Here is an 18,305-nt window from a genome sequence, read left to right on the forward strand (position 1 = left end):
CTTCTGGTGCTTACTGGTCGAGGAAGCTGCGCATCTTGCGAGACCGGCTCGGATGCTTGAGCTTCCGAAGCGCCTTCGCCTCGATCTGGCGGATGCGTTCGCGGGTGACCGAGAACTGCTGCCCGACTTCCTCCAGCGTGTGATCGGTGTTCATGCCGATGCCGAAGCGCATGCGCAGCACGCGCTCCTCACGCGGGGTGAGCGAGGCGAGAACGCGGGTGACCGTTTCCTTCAGGTTCGCCTGGATCGCGGCGTCCACCGGGATGATCGCGTTCTTGTCCTCGATGAAGTCGCCCAGGTGGCTGTCTTCCTCGTCGCCGATCGGCGTTTCGAGGGAGATCGGCTCCTTGGCGATCTTCATCACCTTGCGCACCTTCTCCAGCGGCATGGAGAGGCGCTCCGCCATTTCCTCCGGCGTGGGCTCGCGGCCCTGCTCGTGCAGGAACTGGCGGCTGGTGCGAACCAGCTTATTGATCGTCTCGATCATGTGGACCGGGATGCGGATCGTCCGCGCCTGGTCCGCGATCGAGCGGGTGATCGCCTGCCGAATCCACCACGTCGCATAGGTCGAGAACTTGTAGCCGCGACGGTACTCGAACTTGTCCACCGCCTTCATCAGGCCGATGTTGCCCTCCTGGATGAGGTCCAGGAACTGCAGGCCGCGGTTGGTGTACTTCTTCGCGATCGAGATCACGAGGCGCAGGTTCGCCTCGACCATCTCCTTCTTGGCGATGCGTGCCTCGCGCTCCGCCTTCTGCACCATGTTCACGATGCGGCGGAACTCGGTGAGCGCCATGCCGGTCTGCTGCGAGATCTCGGCGACCTCGCTGCGAATGCGGTCGACGGCGGCCGCCTCGTTCTCGGCGAACGCCTTCCACTTCTTGTCGAGCGTCGCGACCGAGGTCAGCCACTGCTCGTCCATCTCGTGGTCGACATATTGCTCCAGGAACGACTTGCGCGGCACCTTGTGGCGCTCGGCAAGGCGCAGCATCTGGCCGCCCAGCGTCGTCAGGCGTCGGTTGAACGCATAGAGCTGGTCGACGAGATACTCGATCTTCGCCTGGTGGAACTGGACGCTCTCGACCTCGGCCGTCAGGTCCTCGCGCAGCTTCTGATAGGTCGCCTCGTCCTTGGCCGACAGCTCGCCGCCCGACGACATCGCGTCCAGCCGGCGTCCCTGCATGCGCGAGAACTGCTCGTAGATCGCGGTGATGTTGGCGAACTTCTCCAGCGCCTGCGGCTTGAGCGTCTCCTCCATCTGCGCGAGGCTGAGGGTGTTGTCCTCCTCCTCGTCGTCGGAGTTGCGCGGGCCCCGGCGCTCGCCGTCCTCGTCGTCCGAAGATTCCTCTTCCGGCTCTTCCTCTTCCTTGAAGGTCGGGCCGGTGCTCTTCTCGTTGATCTCGTCGCCTTCGTCGTCCTCGGCGGCTTCGACCTGCTCGGCGGACGGGCCCTTCGACAGCATCGCGTCGAGATCCAGGATCTCGCGCAGCTGCATCGTGCCTTCGTTCAGCGCCTCGGACCAGCCGATGATCGCGTTGAAGGTGATCGGGCTTTCGCACAGCCCCAGGATCATCGTGTCGCGGCCGGCCTCGATGCGCTTGGCGATCGCGATCTCGCCCTCGCGGCTGAGCAGCTCGACGGCGCCCATCTCGCGCAGGTACATGCGGACGGGATCGTCGGTACGATCGACCGTCTCCTTCTTCTTGACCGCCTCGAACGCAGGCGCGGAGTCGTCCTGCTGGTCGCCGGACTCCTCGTCGCCGTCGTCGGCGGCCTGCTCGGTGTCGCCTTCCTCGCCGGCTTCCTCGTTCTCGACGACGTTCACGCCCATTTCATTGAGCGCGGCCATGATGTCCTCGATCTGCTCCGAGGACATCTGGTCCTGCGGCAGCATCTCGTTGAGCTGATCGACCGTGATGTAGCCGCGCTTCTTAGCGCGCGCGATCAGCTTCTTGATCGACCCTTCATTCAGATCGATCAGCGGCGCGTCGCCCGTCTCCATCGTGTCGTCGCCGCCACCGTTCGCCTTCGCCATCAATTGCCCTCGAAAAACCCGGACTGAAATCCGGCCTGATTCTAATCGTCTTCGTCTGCCAGCACCAGATTTGCAAGACGCGCCTTGAGCGCCTGCTGTTCCTGTACCAGCGCCACCTGACGCTCGAATGCGGTCTCATCGAGCCCGGCCTGCAACGCAGCCGTCGCCTCTGCCAGTGCCGCATCCACCGCGGGACGCGTCACCAGAACGGCGATCGCCTCGTCCAGGTCCGCCATCGCCCGCGCCTCATCGTCCCCATCCTTGCGGGTGAACGAAAAGGGCAGGGTGTCCGCCCTTAGCAGGTCGCTTGCGATGTCGTTGAAACCAGACTTCGCCAATATGGTACGAATACCGGCGCTATCAAGTTGCCGGTCGGCAAGTGCCACATCGACCACCGCTTCGAACAATCGGCCGAGCGCACCGTCCGCCAGGCGCAGCGATCCCAGTACCTCCAGGTGCCGCGCGATCTGCGCCGGGTGCCGGATCAGGCCCGCGACCACCGCCTTTGCCAGCACGGGATCGATGCCCTGCGCGATCTGGCGCGCGGTGTCGGAGGGCGGGGGCTCGGGCGGGCGCCAGCCGCCACGCTGCCCCGGCCGGTTGCCGCCGCGCGGCTGGCCGCCGCTGCCGCGCTGCCACGAACCACCGCCGCCGCCCTGCCACTGTCGCGTCCGTTCCGGCGGCGCGAACTCCTGGTCGCAGCGATTGCGGAACTCCGACAGATACTCGTCGCGCACCATCGGATCGCCGATCGTACGAGCAAGCTCGCTCAGCCGGCGCTTGAGGCCCGCGCGGTTCTCCGGCGTCGTGAGCGGCTCTGCGGCAAGCTCATGCTTCCACAGCCGCTCGACCAGCGGCTCGGGCTCGCGCAGCAGCGCCTCGAACGCGCCGGGCCCCTTGGCGCGCACCAGGTCGTCCGGATCCTGCCCCTGCGGCAGCGTCACGAAGGAAAGGCTCCGCCCCGGCCCCAGCAGCGGGAGCGCGCGATGCGCGGCGCGGATCGCCGCCTTCTGCCCCGCGGAGTCCCCGTCGAAGCACAGGATCGGCACGTCCGACATCCGCCACAGCCGTTCCAGCTGGCTCTCCGTCATCGCGGTGCCGAGCGGCGCCACTGCCTCCCCGAACCCGGCCTGGGCGAGCGCGATCACGTCCATATAGCCCTCGACCGCGATCACCCGGCCCGCCTTGCGGGCGGCGGCCTGCGCGCGATCGAGGTTGAAGAGCGTACGTCCCTTGTCGAACAGCGGCGTCTCGGGGGAGTTGAGGTACTTGGGTTCGCCGTCGCCGATCACGCGGCCGCCAAACGCGATCACCCGCCCGCGCACGTCGCGGATCGGGATCATCAGCCGGCCGCGGAACCGGTCATAGGGCGCCTTGTCCTCGACCTGGATCAGCAGCCCCGCCTCGACCAGCATCGGGTCGCCATAGCTGCCCAGCGCTTCCTTGAGCTTGCCCCGCGAGTCGGGGGAGAAGCCCAGTCCGAAGCTGCGTGCCGTGCTCGCAGAGATACCCCGCCGCTCCAGCGCGGCCCGCGCCTCGGCGCCGGCGAGCCCGTGCAGCTGCTCGGTGAACCAGCGCGCGGCCTCCTCCATCGCATCATGGAGACCCTTGGCCCGCTCGGCCCGTTCCGCGGAGCGCTTGTCCTGCGCTGGGACTTCCAAACCAACGGCTTGCGCCAGTTCCTTCACCGCATCGATGAAGGGGAGGCCGCGCTGGTCGGTCATCCAGCGGATGGCATCGCCATGCGCCGAACAGCCGAAGCAGTGATAGAAGCCCTTCTCGTCGTTGACGTAGAAGCTGGGCGTCTTCTCGTCGTGGAAGGGGCAGCAGGCGCGCCATTCCCGCCCCGCACGCTGGAGCTTCACGGTCTTGCCGATCAGCGCCGACAGCATTGTGCGGGCGCGCAGCTCGTCGAGGAACTGGGGGGAAAGGCTCATGGGTTACGCGCCGCCGGCGCCCCCGCCGCCAGGCAGGGGCGCGCTCGGGCTCAGCCCGCCAGCGCCGCCTTCACCGCGCCCGACGCCTTGCTCATGTCGAGGTTGGCGGCGTGGCGCGCCTTCAGCTCGGCCATGACGCGGCCCATGTCCTTCATGGACGTTGCGCCCAGCTCGACCTTGATCGCCTCGATCGCGGCGGCGGTTTCGGCCTCGTCCATCTGCGTGGGCAGGAAGCGTTCGATCACGTCGACCTCGGCCGCCTCGTTCGCGGCGAGCTCCGGGCGGTTGCCCTGCTCGTACATGGCGATCGATTCGCGGCGCTGCTTCACCATCTTCTGCAGCACTTCAACGACAAGCGCGTCGTCGTCGGCGGGGGCGCCGCCGGTGCGCACCTCGATGTCGCGGTTCTTGATCGCGGACTGGATCAGGCGGATCGTGGCCGTGGTCTGCTTGTCGCCGCCCTTCATGGCGGAAACCAGCGCAGCCTTGATGGTGTCGCGAATCATCGGTTCTCTCGGTTCGTCGGAAAGCCGGGGAGGGTAGCCGGAACTCGCCTTCTTTAACAGATTGACGCGAGCGCCAGTGGGCCTTAGCCGGCAGCGCTTAGCGACATCGCCAGCACAACCTTTTTCAGGAGGATCGCCCGAGTGGCCGACGCCAAACCCATGCCCGCGCCCGAAGGAGCCACCGGCGTACTCGTTCTGGCGTCCGGAGACGTGTTGTGGGGCCGCGGCTTCGGTGCCGAGGGCGACGCCGTCGGCGAAGTCTGCTTCCACACCGCGATGACCGGGTACCAGGAGATCATGACCGATCCGTCCTTCGCCGGGCAGATCATCACCTTCACCTTCCCGCACATCGGCAACGTCGGTGCGAACCCCGACGACATCGAGGCGAACGATCCCCACGCGCTCGGCATGATCGTGCGCGAGGATCCGACCGCACCCAGCAACTTCCGCTCGTCCGAGCCGCTGATCGCCTGGATGCGTAAGCACGGCCGCATCGGCGTGGCCGGCATCGACACCCGCGCGCTCACCCGCCGCATCCGTGTCGGCGGCGCCCCCAACGGCGTCATCGCCCATTCGCCCACCGGCACGTTCGACATCGACGCGCTGCTCGAAAAGGCGCGCAGCTGGCCGGGGCTGGAGGGCATGGACCTTGCCAAGGACGTCAGCTGCGAGACGCACTATGGCTGGCAGGGCGGCATCTGGCGCCTGGGCGCCGGCTACGACACCAGCGAGAATCCGTCCGACGAGGCGCAGGCACGGGCGGCACAGGCCAGCGCAGCGCCCCATGTCGTCGCGATCGACTATGGTTCGAAGCGCAACATCTTCCGCAACCTGGTCCAGGCCGGCGCGCGCGTGTCCGTGCTGCCCGCCACCGCCACCTTCGACGAGGTGATGGCGCAGAACCCCGACGGCATCTTCCTGTCCAACGGCCCGGGCGATCCGGCCGCGACCGGCGAGTACGCCGTGCCGGTGATCCGCCAGCTGCTCGACACCGGCAAGCCGCTGTTCGGCATCTGCCTGGGCCACCAGCTGCTCGGCCTCGCGGTCGGCGCCACCACGACCAAGATGTTCCAGGGCCACCGTGGCGCCAACCATCCGGTCAAGCGGCTGGAGGACGGCGCGGTCGAGATCACCTCGATGAACCACGGCTTCGCCGTCGAGCGCGACAGCCTGCCCGCCAACGTCCGCGAGACCCACGTCTCGCTGTTCGACGGCAGCAACGCCGGGCTGGAACTCACCGACAAGCCCGCGTTCAGCGTCCAGTACCACCCCGAAGCCAGCCCCGGCCCGCAGGACAGCTTCTATCTGTTCGAGCGGTTCGTGGGGATGCTGCGGTGAGCAATTACACCGATTTCGAGAACGCGTTTTTAGTCGCGGCGTATCAATTCACCGAAGAGGCTGGTGAAGAGTACATCGTCTCGAGCGATATTGTTCTCCGTGGAGCGCTGTCTCCTAAAGCCAACTGGATCGGCAGGGCGATATCTGGCTTTTCGGACTCTGGCTACGCGCGTAACGTACACTTCAACGGCAACGACGACGATGTTTCGTTCGAACTTACGGCTTCCGGAGTAAGGCAAGCTGAGAAACTCTTGAACGGTCTAGCGGCTTCTGAAGTGCAGAGCGATGATGTTGCTGTTAAAAGTGCGAGCTGGACCGGGGTGCCTTCGACCTTAAGTTGGAAGCAGCGCGAGCAACTGTTGACGTTGCTTAAAGAGGTTGAGGAAGAAATCGACGGACTCCCCCTTAGCAACAGTGCCAGAACACAGATCAGAAGCTACGTTTCTGCTGCACGTGAGCTTGCGGAGGCTCCGGAGCCGCAGGTCGACTTGATTTGGGAAATCCTCAATCGTGCTAATGCGATGGCTGGAATCGCCTCCCTCTTTGTTTCTGTGATCTCTCTTTTTACGGCGGCTGCTCAGTAATGCCAAAACGCACCGACATCTCCTCCATCCTCGTCATCGGCGCGGGGCCGATCGTCATCGGCCAGGCCTGTGAGTTCGACTATTCGGGCGTGCAGGCGATCAAGGCGCTGAAGGAAGAGGGCTTCCGCATCGTCCTGGTCAATTCGAACCCGGCGACGATCATGACCGATCCGGAGCTGGCCGACGCGACCTATGTCGAGCCGATCACGCCGGCGGTGGTCGCCAAGATCATCGAAAAGGAGCGCCCCGATGCGGTGCTCCCGACGATGGGCGGGCAGACCGCGCTCAACACCGCGCTTGCGCTGTTCCGCGACGGTACGCTCGACAAGTTCGGCGTGACCATGATCGGCGCCGACGCCGACGCGATCGACAAGGCCGAGGACCGGCTGAAGTTCCGCGACGCGATGGACAAGATCGGCCTTGAAAGCGCCCGCTCGGCGATCGCGCATACCGAGGCGGAGGCGCTGGAGGGCCTGGAGAAGGTCGGCCTGCCCGCGATCATCCGTCCCAGCTTCACGCTCGGCGGCACCGGCGGCGGCGTCGCCTATAACAAGGACGAGTTCCTCAAGATCGTCCGCGCCGGCCTCGACGCCTCGCCCACCACCGAGGTGCTGATCGAGGAGTCGCTGCTCGGCTGGAAGGAGTATGAGATGGAGGTGGTCCGCGACCGGGCGGACAACTGCATCATCGTCTGCTCGATCGAGAACATCGACCCGATGGGCGTCCACACCGGCGACTCCATCACGGTCGCGCCGGCGCTGACGCTGACCGACAAGGAATACCAGATCATGCGCAATGCGTCGATCGCGGTACTCCGGGAAATCGGCGTCGAAACAGGTGGTTCCAACGTCCAGTTCGCAGTCAATCCGAAGGACGGTCGCCTGATCGTCATCGAGATGAACCCGCGCGTGTCGCGCTCCTCGGCGCTCGCATCCAAGGCGACCGGATTCCCGATCGCCAAGGTCGCGGCCAAGCTCGCGGTCGGCTATACGCTGGACGAGATCACCAACGACATCACCGGCGCGACCCCGGCCTCGTTCGAGCCGACCATCGACTATGTGGTCACCAAGATCCCGCGCTTCGCGTTCGAGAAGTTCAAGGGCTCCGAGGCCGTGCTCTCCACCGCCATGAAGTCGGTGGGTGAGGTGATGGCGATCGGCCGGAACATCCACGAGAGCCTGCAGAAGGCGCTCCGCGGCCTCGAGACCGGCCTGTGCGGCTTCAACGAGGTCGAGCGGCTGGTCGGCGCCCGCCGCGACCTGATCGAGGCCGCGCTCGCCGTCGCCACCCCGGACCGGCTGCTGGTCGCCGCGCAGGCGCTGCGCGAAGGCTTCACCGTCGCCGAGGTTCACGCCATCGCCAAGTACGATCCCTGGTTCCTGGAGCGCATCGCCGAGATCGTCGCTGCCGAGGACGAGGTGAAGCGCAACGGCCTGCCGATCGACACGGCCGGCATGCGCCGCCTCAAGGCGATGGGCTTCTCCGACAAGCGCCTGGCCAAGCTCGCGCTCGACTCCGTGCACCTGCGCGGCATGCAGCGCGGCATCGCGCAAGGGTCGGGCCTGATCCACGAGGTGGTGAAGGCGATGTCGGGCGGCGTCACCGAGGCGGAGGTGCGCGAGCATCGCCTGAAGCTCGGCGTCCGCCCGGTCTTCAAGCGCATCGACACCTGCGCCGCCGAGTTCGAGGCGAAGACGCCGTACATGTACTCGACCTATGAGGCGCCGACCTTCGGCGATCCCGAGGACGAGAGCCAGCCGTCCGAGCGCACCAAGGTCGTGATCCTGGGCGGCGGTCCCAACCGCATCGGCCAGGGTATCGAGTTCGACTATTGCTGCTGCCACGCCTGCTTTGCGCTGTCGGACGCGGGCTATGAGACGATCATGGTCAACTGCAATCCGGAGACGGTGAGCACCGACTATGACACCTCCGACCGCCTCTATTTCGAGCCGCTGACGGCCGAGGACGTGCTGGAGATCCTGCATGTCGAGCAGCAGAAGGGCACACTCCTGGGCGTGATCGTCCAGTTCGGCGGCCAGACCCCGCTCAACCTCGCCAAGGCGCTGGAAGACGCAGGGATCCCGATCCTGGGCACCAGCCCGGATGCGATCGACCTCGCCGAGGACCGCGAGCGTTTCGCAGCGCTCGTCTCCAAGCTCGGCCTGCTCCAGCCGGCGAACGGCATCGCCCGCAGCCGCGACGAGGCCGTCGCAGTGGCCGAGCGCATCGGCTACCCGGTCCTGATGCGTCCCAGCTACGTGCTCGGCGGCCGCGCGATGGAGATCGTCGACAGCCAGCGCCAGCTCGACGACTATATCCAGACGGCCGTGCAGGTGTCCGGCGACAGCCCCGTGCTGATCGACCAGTATCTGCGCGACGCGATTGAGGTCGACGTCGACGCGATCAGCGACGGTACCGACGTGACCGTCGCGGGCGTGCTCCAGCACATCGAGGAAGCCGGCGTCCACTCGGGCGACAGCGCATGCTCGATCCCGCCCTACAGCCTCTCGGCCGAACTCATCGCCGAGATCGAGCGCCAGACGGTGGCGCTTGCCAAGGCGCTGTCGGTGAAGGGGCTGATGAACATCCAGTTCGCGGTCAAGGACGGGCAGGTCTACCTCATCGAGGTGAACCCGCGCGCCTCGCGCACCGTGCCGTTCGTGGCCAAGGCGATCGGCGTTCCCGTCGCCAAGATCGCCAGCCGGGTGATGGCGGGCGAGAAGCTGGCCGATCTGCCGCCGATCGATCGCAACATCGATCACATCGCCGTCAAGGAAGCCGTGTTCCCCTGGGGCCGCTTCCCCGGCGTCGATCCGGTGCTCAGCCCGGAGATGAAGTCCACCGGCGAAGTCATGGGAATCGATAGCGATTTCGCGACCGCCTTCGCCAAGTCGCAGCTCGGCGCCGGCATCACCCTGCCGACCGGGGGCACCGTGTTCGTTTCGGTCAAGGATAGCGACAAAGCGGTGATCCTGCCGGGCGCGCGGCTGCTGGTGGAGCTGGGCTTCGCCATCGTCGCCACCGCCGGCACCGCCGACTATCTCGCCGAACACGGCGTGCCGGTCGAGCGCGTGAACAAGGTGGCACAGGGCCGGCCGCACATCGTCGATCGCATCCTCGACGGCGACATCGCGCTGATCTTCAACACCACCGAAGGCTGGCAATCGCTGCGGGACTCCGAGTCCATCCGCGCGTCTGCGGTCGCGCAGAAGGTGCCGTACTTCACCACGGCATCGGCGAGCGTGGCCACGGCGCAGGCGATCGAGGCCCTGTCGCGGCGCTCCCTTGAAGTGCGTCCGCTACAGGCCTATTATTCGCGGCCGCACAACTGATCCCCAGAACAAGACGATAGGTGCGGGCGGGCCATCCGGGTCCGCTCGCGCCAGGGGACGTGAACGAAGGACCGCAACGATGGCGACCGTCGAAAAGATGCCGATGCTCCAGGAGGGCTATGAAAAGCTCATCCAGGACCTGAAGCGTCTCAAAGAAGAACGGCCGCAGATCGTGGACGCGATCGAGGAAGCGCGCGCGCACGGCGATCTTTCGGAAAACGCCGAATACCACGCTGCCAAGGAGCGCCAGGGCCAGGTCGAGGCATCGATCTCCGACATTGAGGACAAGCTCAGCCGCGCGCAGGTGATCGACCCGCGCGACCTGTCGGGCGACAAGATCGTGTTCGGCGCCACCGTCACGCTGCTCGATGATGACGACAAGCCGGTGAAGTACCAGATCGTCGGCCAGACGGAGGCGGACGCGAAGACCGGGCGCATCTCGTACAACTCGCCGCTCGGCCGCGCGCTGATCGGCCGCAAGGTCGACGACGAGGTCGAGGTGTCGGTGCCCGCCGGCGACCGCTATTATGTGGTGTCCAAGATCGAGTTCATCTGATCGACCGGCCCGGCGCGCGGGGACGTTCGCCGGGCTCGTGCGTTCCGCCCGGGCAACCAGGAAGGAAACGCATGGGACTGCTCGTCGACGGAGTTTGGCAGGATCGCTGGTACGACACCAGCACGACGGGCGGGCGGTTCGAACGCTCCAAGAGCCAGTTCCGCAACTGGGTGACGCCCGACGGCGCCGCCGGCCCGACCGGCGAGGGCGGTTTCGCCGCGGAGCCCGGCCGCTATCACCTCTATGTGAGCCTCGCCTGTCCCTGGGCGCATCGCACGCTGATCGCGCGCCGGCTGAAGGGGCTGGAGGAGACGGTTCCGATCTCGGTCGTGCACTGGCTGATGCAGGAGAACGGCTGGACGTTCGCCGCCGGCCCCTGCGTCACCGGCGATCCGGTCCACGGCGCCGACTATCTCCACCAGGTCTACACCGCCGCCGACCCGCACTACAGCGGTCGCGTCACCGTGCCGATCCTGTGGGACAAGCAGCGCGCCACCATCGTCAGCAACGAATCCGCCGACATCCTGCGCATGTTCGGCAGCGCCTTCGATAACGTCGGCGCGCGCGAGGGGGACTTCTACCCCGAACCGCTACGGGCGGAGATCGACGCGCTCAACGAGCGCATCTACCACGACGTGAACAACGGCGTGTACCGCGCCGGCTTCGCCACCACGCAAGCGGCCTATGAGGAAGCCGTCGTCCCGCTGTTCGCAGCCCTCGACGCACTGGAGGCGCGGCTGGGGCAGGGGCGCTACCTGTTCGGCGACACGCTGACGGAGGCCGACATCCGCCTCTTCACCACCCTCATTCGTTTCGATCCGGTTTACCACGGCCACTTCAAGTGCAACCTGCGGCGGATCGCCGACTATCCCGCGCTCTCCCGCTTCGTGCGCGACCTCTACCACCTGCCGGGCGTCGCGGAGACGACCAACTTCGATCACATCAAGCGTCACTATTACCAGAGCCACACCACCATCAACCCGACCGGCATCGTGCCCCTCGGACCGGACATGGCGCTGGAGCTCGGCGCATGAGCGACCGCAGCCTGGTTGCCGCGCACCCCGCCCAGCGTGATGACATTGCGGACCTCGTCACCCGCCGTCCGCTGCCCGGACCCGGCCTGCCGCAGGTCGATCCGTTCCTGTTCCTCAACCACCACGGCCCGCAGACCTACGCGCCGGGCAACCACGGCCTGCCGTTCGGCCCGCACCCGCATCGCGGGTTCGAGACGGTGACCTTCATCCTGGAGGGAAGCCTCGCCCATCACGACACCGGCGGCCACGCCTATGTGGTCGATGCGGGCGGCGTGCAGTGGATGACGGCCGGCTCGGGCCTAATCCACGCCGAACTCTCCCCGCCGGCATTCAAGCGCACCGGCGGCCCGATGGAGATCCTGCAGCTCTGGGTGAACCTGCCCGGCCGCCTCAAGATGACCGAGCCGCGCTACACCGGCGTGCAGGCGGATGCGATCCCGGTGCTGCCGCTCGGGTCCGGCTGCGAGCTGCGGCTCATCTCCGGCAGCTTCGCCGATACGCAGGGTCCGGTGGACTCGCTCACCGGCGTCTTCATGTCGGTCGTATCGCTCGCACCCGGAGCCGACGTCCGCCTGCCGGCACCCGCCGACCGCAGCGTCTTTCTCTACGCCATGCGCGGCGACGTTGCCGTCGCGGGCAAGCCGCTCCCACAATGGCACCTCGCAGAACTCGCCTACGACGGGGACACGCTCGCGCTCGCAAACGAAGCCGGGGCGCTGCTTCTCTTCGGCCACGCCGCCCCGATCGGCGAGCCCGTCGTCGCCCACGGACCCTTCGTGATGAACACGCGCGAGGAGATCGTGCAGGCGATCCAGGACTACCAGGCCGGTCGCTTCGGCGATCCCGCCGGCCTTCGCATCTGACAGGGGAGACAAGCATGCGCGTCGCGGTGTTCAGCACCAAGGGTTACGACCGCCGGTTCCTGGAGGCCGCCAATGCGCGCTTCGACCACGCACTGAGCTTCTTCGAGGCGCGGCTGGACGAGCAGACGGCGGTGCTTGCAGAGGGCCACGACGCGGTCTGCGTCTTCGTCAACGATCGGGTCGACCGGCCCGTGCTGGAGGCGCTGGCGAACACCGGCATCCGCACCATTGCGCTGCGGTGCGCCGGCTTCAACAACGTCGATCTGCGTGCCGCCGACACGCTGGACATCACGGTCGTGCGCGTGCCCGCCTATTCGCCGCATGCGGTGTCGGAGTTCACCGTCGCGCTGCTGATGGCGCTCGATCGCAAGATCCACCGCGCCTGGGCCCGCGTGCGGGAGAACAACTTCGCGCTCGACGGGCTGATCGGCCGCAACGTCCACGGCCGCACGGTGGGTGTCATCGGCACCGGCCGCATCGGCGGGTATGTCGCGCGCGCCTTTCGCCTCGGCTTCGGTTGCGAGGTGCTGGCAAGCGACGTCACGCCCGATCCCGAACTGGAGGCGATCGGCGTGCGCTATGTCGAGCCGGCCGACTTGCTGCGGCAGGTCGACATCGTCAGCCTCCACTGTCCGCTGACGCCCGAGACGCGCCACATCGTCGACGCCGCTGCCATCGCAGCCGCACGCCCCGGCCTGATCGTGGTGAACACCAGCCGCGGCGGCCTGATCGACACCTCTGCGCTGATCGAGGGCCTTAAATCCCGCAAGATCGGCGGCGTCGCGCTGGACGTTTATGAGCAGGAGGCGGACCTGTTCTTCGAGGATCTGTCCGACGAGATCATCCAGGACGATGTCTTCCAGCGCCTGCTGACCTTTCCGAACGTCCTCGTCACCGGCCACCAGGCGTTCCTGACCGACGAGGCGCTCGAAGCCATCGCCGCCACCACCCTCGACAGTCTCGCCCGCGCCGAAGCCGGTGAACCGCTCCCGCTACGCCTCAGCGCAGAGATGGTGCACGCTTAGCCACGCCGCACCACCGGCGGCTGCGGTGGCACCGCCGACTACGCTCGCCCAGGCCCTTAGTCCGCGTCGTCTTCCCCACGCTTGCGCGCGCAGGCGGCGTGGCACCCGCCCGGGCATTGCTTGCCCGGCCCCTGCCGATCCTCCCCGATGGGGATCGACACGCGACCGCCGTGGCACGTCGCCACCACCAGCACCCGGCTGGGCAGCGCACCCGCGGGCACTGCCAGCATCAGCGCGCTGGCCCCGGAAAGGGCCGCACAGGCGAGACGCGTGAAGGGCGGGGCGCTGGTCGGCATCGCGCTACCTTCATGCGCCGTGGCGTCCCTGTCCACGTTGACCGCGCGCAAACACGGCTTTGGGCTGGATCAAAGCTGGCGGGCCGGGCCGCTCCTATCTCGCCCTCACCCAATTTGAAGGAGACGGGGGATGAACAAGACGATGAAGGGCGCGATCCTCGCCGCTCTTGCAGCCGGTGTGGCGGCAACGCCTGCGGCAGCCCAGGATACCGGCCGCGTCGGCGTCGCGGCAGGCGACGTCCTGGTCCGCCTGCGCGGCATCGTCGTGGCGCCCAACGAGGAGTCGGGCAGCGTGCTCCCGGCGTTCCCGGGTGAAAAGGTCAGCGTCAACAACAGCTTCATGCCCGAAGTTGACGTCACCTATATGGCGACGGACAACATCGGCTTCGAACTGATCGCCTCCACCACCAAGCACAAGGCGTCGGGCCAGACCGGCACCACCGGATCGCTGGGCAAGCTCGCCAGCACCTGGGTGCTCCCGCCGACGCTGACGGCCCAGTACCACCTCAACCCGACCGGCACCGTGCGCCCCTATGTCGGCGCGGGCGTCAACTACACGATCTTCTGGAACGAGAAGGCGTCGGGCTCGCTCGAGGCCGCGGTCGGCGAGACCCGGGTCAAGATGGACGACAGCTTCGGCTGGGCCGCCCAGGCCGGCGTCGACATCGATCTCACGCCCAAGGTCTTCCTGAACCTGGACGTGAAGTACATCGACATCGACACCACCGCCAAGCTCTACACCACCGCGGCCGGTCGCCAGAGCGTCAAGCTCAGCCTCGATCCGCTGGTGTTCGGCATCGGTATCGGCACCCGCTTCTAAGGCTCTCCGCCCGGAGCGAGGGGACCCTGTTCCTCCACCTCAACCGACTGCCCGCGCAGGACGGAGAGGCGGAGGGGCAGGGTTTTTCCGTGTGCGACGACGCTGGGGTGGAAGACGAACCCCGCCGCAAGCGGCAGCAGGGCGTCAGGAAAGCGCCAGCCAACCCGCCGCGCCGCCAAAGCCCACAAGCGCGAGCGGCAGCCAACGCCCCTTCAGCCGCCAGCCGGCCAGCGCCGCAACCACGAAGATCGCCACCACCGGCAGCAACCGCGGCGCTCGCTCCAGCGTGCTGGCGCCGAGCTCCAGAAAGGTCGCCGCGATGATGCCGACCACCATCGCCGCCACCCCGTCGAGCACGCGGTGCAGGGTCGGGTTGTCGACCAGCGCCTCCAGCCGCTCGAAGAAGAGCAGCGAGAAGGCAAAGGCCGGCAGGAACATGCCCGCCGTGATCGCCAGCGCGCCCGCCAGGCCGCCGGCGAGATAGCCGGCAAAGGTCGCAAAGATCACCAGCGGCGCCGGCAACAGCCCTGCGAGCGCCACCCCGTCGAGAAAGGCGCCGTCCGCCAGCCAGCCCCGGCCGACCGTATCCTCGCGCACATAGGGATGGCGGTATAGGCGCCCCCAAAGGTGAGAAGCCCGCCCTTCAGCCCCGCCACGAACAGCGCGAGGACTCCGGCCGGAGCGGCTACGTGCGTGAGCACGGCGGTGTCCGGCGCTCCGCGGGCCTGGATCCCGATCCAGGCCGCGACCGCCACCAGCAGCACCGAACCCAGGATTGTCACGGGCCGCCGGAGCAATGCGTGGGCAGCCCCCGCCGCCGCCAGCAGGACCCAGAAAGGGACCCCCGCCAGCGTGCCGAGGAGGCCCAGGATCGCCAGCCCCACCAGGGTCCGGTCGACCAGGATATGGCTGCCGATCCGGTGCACGGCCCGCAGGATGATCGCCAGCACCGCTGCCTGCACGCCCAGCAGCACGCCCGCGAGCTGCGCATTGCCCGCAATGAAGGCGGCATAGGCCCAGGCGCACAGCAGCATCAGGGCGAAGCCCGGCAGCATGAACCCCAGGCCCGCCAGCACTCCGCCGATGCGTCCGCGCGCGACCATGCCCATGTGCACGCACAGCTCGTGCGCCTCCGGCCCGGGCAGCACCTGCATCACCGCCAGCAGGCGATTGAACCGGCTGCTCGGGATCCAGCCTTCCTCCTCCACCAGCGCCTGTCGGATCATCGCGATCTGCGCGACCGGCCCGCCAAAGGCCAGCATGCCGAAGCGCAGGAACTTGGCGAACAACCGCGGAAGGCTGATGGCGGAAGGGTGGGGCGAATGGGCGTGCATCATATCGGCTCCTGGTCGCAAAGGCGCGACTCCGGGAGCGGACTTGGACGACAACCGTCTGAACGGGCGTCCGCGACAAAGGCCCGTGCGGCCGATTATGCACGATCACCGCCCCGACACAACGGCCGCCAGCGAGCGATGAACGCCCTCGCGGCCGATCCGCCCTACCGCGGCTTATTCAGGGGGGTCTTCCGTTCTCCAACTCCAGGCGGAGAGGCCGCGAACTATCGCTCCACGGAAGCAGGTTGGATCAGATCCCAGCGGTTGCCGTAAAGGTCTTCGAAGACGGCGACGATGCCATATGGCTCGTGGCGAGCCGCCTCGACGAAACGCACGCCCCGCCTTGTGTAGGTGAGGTGATCCCGGGCGAAGTCATCGGTCTCCAGAAACAGGAACACCCGCCCACCGCTCTGATTCCCGATCGCCTGCCGTTGCCGGTCGCCTATTGCGCGCGCCAGGAGCAGTCCGCCCTGCGCACCGCGCGGCGCGACCACGACCCACCGCTTTCCGTCTGCCAGCTCGGAATCCTCACGCAGCTCGAAGCCAAGCTTCCCAACGAAGAAGGACAGGGCAGTGTCATATTCGTCGACGAGAAGGGTGGTCAGGCTCAAGCGCTGGGGCATCCGGTGAAACTGCCCGAATCTGCGCGTTGCGCCAAGGCACGCTGGCCGTTTGAAATCGTCGCGGGGAATGCAGCCGCGCCGCACATTGTCTGCTATGCTGGTCTCCCTTCTCAAGGGAGACTGCCCGCTAACCATCAAGTCGCGGACCGAAAGGTAACGCCCCGAAGCGTTCGCGCTGGCAGGCGCGGCTGTGCGTGGACGGCATGCTCATGGACTGATCGCAACCGAACAGGGAGAAGGCGCATGGCACACACGGGGACACGCTCGAAGGGTCTACTGCGTTGGGCGCTGCCGCTGGCGACGGTTGCGCTTTCCGCACCGCTGCCGGCGCGATCGCAGGAAGCGCAGGTGCTGTCCGCGTCCGAATGGCAGGTCTATGGCACCGCCTATACCCGGACACGCGATGCAAACGTGCCTGGAGAGGGCACGGTGCGGGTCGAGCCGCGTGGCACGCGCGGTGGCGAGCCATGGTCCAGCGGCGCTGCGCTTCCGATACCGGGAGCGCTCTCCGCTGGAGAACGGGTGAGTGCGGTGTTCTGGGTACGCGCGGAACGCCCCACGGCCGTGACGATCGGAATGCAGGGCGGAGCACCCGGCTACGCCCGCTTCGCCCAGGCGCAGGTTACGCTTGCCCCCAGGTGGCAGCAGGTGACGATCAGCGGCACCGCGCCCTCCGCCTTCGCCGCCGGAACCCAGTCGCTGTCCGTCCCCCTCGGGCTCGCGGCGGGAAGCGTGACGTTGGGCCCGGTCGCATTTCAGCGCGGCGCACCCGACCGCGACGGAGTGACTAGCGCCTTTGCCGCCTTTCGCCCGCGGTCGATCGCCATGGACGTGACGATCCCGTCCGAACCCGGCGTGACGCTGGCAGGAACGCTGCACCTGCCGGTCGGGCGCCCCGGCCCGCTGCCGATCGCCGTGCTGATCCAGGGGCACGGGCGCAACGGTCGCGGCGGCTTCCCCGAGATCGTGAAGCGACTCGCCGCGGAGGGCATCGCCACACTGGAATATGACAAGCGCGGCATCGGCCAGTCGACCGGCGAGTATCGCGAGGACATCGAGCGGCTGACTGCCGATGCCGCAGCGGCGGTGGCCGCGATGCGCCGCCGGCCGGAGCTCGACGGCCGCCGCGTCGCGCTGGTCGGGCAGAGCCAAGGCGGCGTGATCGCCCCGGCCGTGGCCGCGGCCGATCCGGCCATTGCCGCGGTGGTGACGCTGGCGGGGTCCGTCGGCGACGGCCTGCCCTACCTTCGCCAGGCGCTGCGCAACCAGATGGTTGCAGCACACCGGCCGGCGGCTTCGATCGAGCCGACGGTGGATGCCGCGCTTGCGCTGATCCAGGGTCGGATCGACAACCGCGATGCCGCGGCGATGGCGCCGCTGCGCGCCACGCTGGTCGACCGGCTGCAGGCGTCGGGCTTCACACGCGTCGAAAGCGAAGCGGGGCTGGCGATGATCGATACCGAAGAGGTGGCCCGGGCGCACCGCTTGCGCTCCGCGTCCGATCTGCGCGCGTTGCAGGTGCCGGTGCTGGCGGTGTTCGGCACGCTGGATCCGCTGGTCATCGCGTCGCAGGAGGCGCCCGCGGCGCGCACTGCGCTTGCCGGCAATCCGCGCGCCCAAGTGGTGGTGTTCGACGGGCTGAGCCATTGGTTCCAGGAGGGCGCCACGACCGGAACCGTGGAAGAGAGCGCCGTCCTGGGTGCGAACCTCGGTTCGCCCCGGCTCGTTTCGCTGGTCGGCGACTGGTTGCGCGATGCGCTCGCGCCGCGCGGGCTTGAGGCTGCCCGATAAGCCGGACCTCGGCTTCCCACCCGTTGCCGTCCGGAGAGCGCACGATCTGAAGGCGGGGGTCCAGGCTTCAGGCGCGCCGGGACGAGGCCGCCTCTGTCCTACAGCAGCGACGCCGGGCTACGCTGCTTCCCCTCAACCCAAGGTCGGAGCGTTGCCGGAGCACGATCGCCATCAGCTGCGCGAAGGGTGCAATCCGCGCCGGCGTGATGCCGCCCGGAGAAGCCGCGCAAT

The 18,305-nt window shown here is 67.5% G+C and carries 16 protein-coding genes; 9 read left to right on the forward strand and 7 right to left on the reverse strand.

Annotated elements, in window-relative coordinates; all coding sequences use genetic code 11:
* Positions 1 to 10: 10 nt before the first annotated feature.
* The 3 genes from rpoD to ABDZ92_RS15955 are packed head-to-tail and all read right to left on the reverse strand — an operon-like array spanning position 11 to position 4,478.
* On the reverse strand, positions 11 to 2,035 hold the full coding sequence (gene rpoD, locus ABDZ92_RS15945) for an RNA polymerase sigma factor RpoD (protein ID WP_125960024.1): 2,025 nt from the start codon (positions 2,033 to 2,035) through the stop codon (positions 11 to 13).
* 41 nt (positions 2,036 to 2,076) lie between these two features.
* Entirely contained in the window at positions 2,077 to 3,972 is a 1,896-nt protein-coding gene (dnaG, locus tag ABDZ92_RS15950) for a DNA primase (protein ID WP_125960023.1), read from the reverse strand.
* A 50-nt stretch (positions 3,973 to 4,022) separates the two neighbouring features.
* Positions 4,023 to 4,478: a GatB/YqeY domain-containing protein gene (locus tag ABDZ92_RS15955; protein WP_125960022.1), complete on the reverse strand. Its 456-nt coding sequence runs from the start codon at positions 4,476 to 4,478 to the stop codon at positions 4,023 to 4,025.
* A gap of 141 nt (positions 4,479 to 4,619) precedes the next feature.
* Between ABDZ92_RS15955 and carA the strand changes: the two genes are divergently transcribed.
* The 7 genes from carA to ABDZ92_RS15990 all read left to right on the forward strand — a co-directional run bounded on the left by carA (position 4,620) and on the right by ABDZ92_RS15990 (position 13,210).
* Positions 4,620 to 5,816, forward strand: a complete 1,197-nt coding sequence (gene carA, locus ABDZ92_RS15960; RefSeq protein WP_125960021.1) for a glutamine-hydrolyzing carbamoyl-phosphate synthase small subunit — start codon at positions 4,620 to 4,622, stop codon at positions 5,814 to 5,816.
* Positions 5,813 to 6,400: a hypothetical protein gene (locus tag ABDZ92_RS15965; protein WP_125960020.1), complete on the forward strand. Its 588-nt coding sequence runs from the start codon at positions 5,813 to 5,815 to the stop codon at positions 6,398 to 6,400. The genes carA and ABDZ92_RS15965 overlap by 4 nt, the downstream gene beginning before the upstream one ends.
* A complete protein-coding gene (carB, locus tag ABDZ92_RS15970) occupies positions 6,400 to 9,732 on the forward strand; it encodes a carbamoyl-phosphate synthase large subunit (protein ID WP_125960019.1) in 3,333 nt (1,110 codons plus the stop codon). Before ABDZ92_RS15965 ends, carB begins: the two co-directional genes overlap by 1 nt.
* A 79-nt stretch (positions 9,733 to 9,811) precedes the next feature.
* Positions 9,812 to 10,288, forward strand: a complete 477-nt coding sequence (gene greA / locus ABDZ92_RS15975; protein ID WP_125960018.1) for a transcription elongation factor GreA — start codon at positions 9,812 to 9,814, stop codon at positions 10,286 to 10,288.
* A 71-nt stretch (positions 10,289 to 10,359) separates the two neighbouring features.
* Complete coding sequence (locus tag ABDZ92_RS15980; RefSeq protein ID WP_125960017.1) at positions 10,360 to 11,322, forward strand: glutathione S-transferase family protein; 963 nt, start codon at positions 10,360 to 10,362, stop codon at positions 11,320 to 11,322.
* On the forward strand, positions 11,319 to 12,185 hold the full coding sequence (locus tag ABDZ92_RS15985; RefSeq protein WP_125960016.1) for a pirin family protein: 867 nt from the start codon (positions 11,319 to 11,321) through the stop codon (positions 12,183 to 12,185). The genes ABDZ92_RS15980 and ABDZ92_RS15985 overlap by 4 nt, the downstream gene beginning before the upstream one ends.
* Positions 12,186 to 12,199: 14 nt before the next feature.
* Positions 12,200 to 13,210, forward strand: a complete 1,011-nt coding sequence (locus tag ABDZ92_RS15990; RefSeq protein WP_125960015.1) for a 2-hydroxyacid dehydrogenase — start codon at positions 12,200 to 12,202, stop codon at positions 13,208 to 13,210.
* 56 nt (positions 13,211 to 13,266) lie between these two features.
* On the opposite strand, the gene ABDZ92_RS15995 is transcribed toward ABDZ92_RS15990, so the two are convergent.
* Positions 13,267 to 13,506, reverse strand: coding sequence for a hypothetical protein (locus ABDZ92_RS15995; RefSeq protein ID WP_125960014.1), 240 nt, complete (start codon positions 13,504 to 13,506; stop codon positions 13,267 to 13,269).
* Between the two features lie 130 nt (positions 13,507 to 13,636).
* Here ABDZ92_RS15995 and ABDZ92_RS16000 point away from each other — a divergent pair, with 130 nt between their 5' ends.
* A complete protein-coding gene (locus tag ABDZ92_RS16000) occupies positions 13,637 to 14,326 on the forward strand; it encodes an OmpW/AlkL family protein (protein WP_241211781.1) in 690 nt (229 codons plus the stop codon).
* A 144-nt stretch (positions 14,327 to 14,470) separates the two neighbouring features.
* Here the strand turns inward: ABDZ92_RS16000 and ABDZ92_RS16005 are convergent, their stop codons facing one another.
* The 3 genes from ABDZ92_RS16005 to ABDZ92_RS16015 form a co-directional block, all read right to left on the reverse strand.
* A complete protein-coding gene (locus ABDZ92_RS16005) occupies positions 14,471 to 14,923 on the reverse strand; it encodes a chromate transporter (protein ID WP_272695313.1) in 453 nt (150 codons plus the stop codon).
* Positions 14,830 to 15,663, reverse strand: coding sequence for a chromate transporter (locus tag ABDZ92_RS16010; RefSeq protein ID WP_272695314.1), 834 nt, complete (start codon positions 15,661 to 15,663; stop codon positions 14,830 to 14,832). Before ABDZ92_RS16010 ends, ABDZ92_RS16005 begins: the two co-directional genes overlap by 94 nt.
* Before the next feature lie 221 nt (positions 15,664 to 15,884).
* The gene (locus ABDZ92_RS16015) at positions 15,885 to 16,271 is read right to left on the reverse strand and encodes a VOC family protein (RefSeq protein ID WP_272695315.1); all 387 of its coding nucleotides are present in this window, start codon (positions 16,269 to 16,271) and stop codon (positions 15,885 to 15,887) included.
* A 255-nt stretch (positions 16,272 to 16,526) separates the two neighbouring features.
* On the opposite strand from ABDZ92_RS16015, the gene ABDZ92_RS16020 reads away from it, so the two are divergent.
* The gene (locus tag ABDZ92_RS16020; protein ID WP_272695316.1) at positions 16,527 to 18,074 is read left to right on the forward strand and encodes an alpha/beta fold hydrolase; all 1,548 of its coding nucleotides are present in this window, start codon (positions 16,527 to 16,529) and stop codon (positions 18,072 to 18,074) included.
* Positions 18,075 to 18,305 lie beyond the last annotated feature (231 nt).

This window comes from Sphingomonas molluscorum, from assembly GCF_039522995.1.
Classification (GTDB): domain Bacteria; phylum Pseudomonadota; class Alphaproteobacteria; order Sphingomonadales; family Sphingomonadaceae; genus Sphingomonas; species Sphingomonas molluscorum.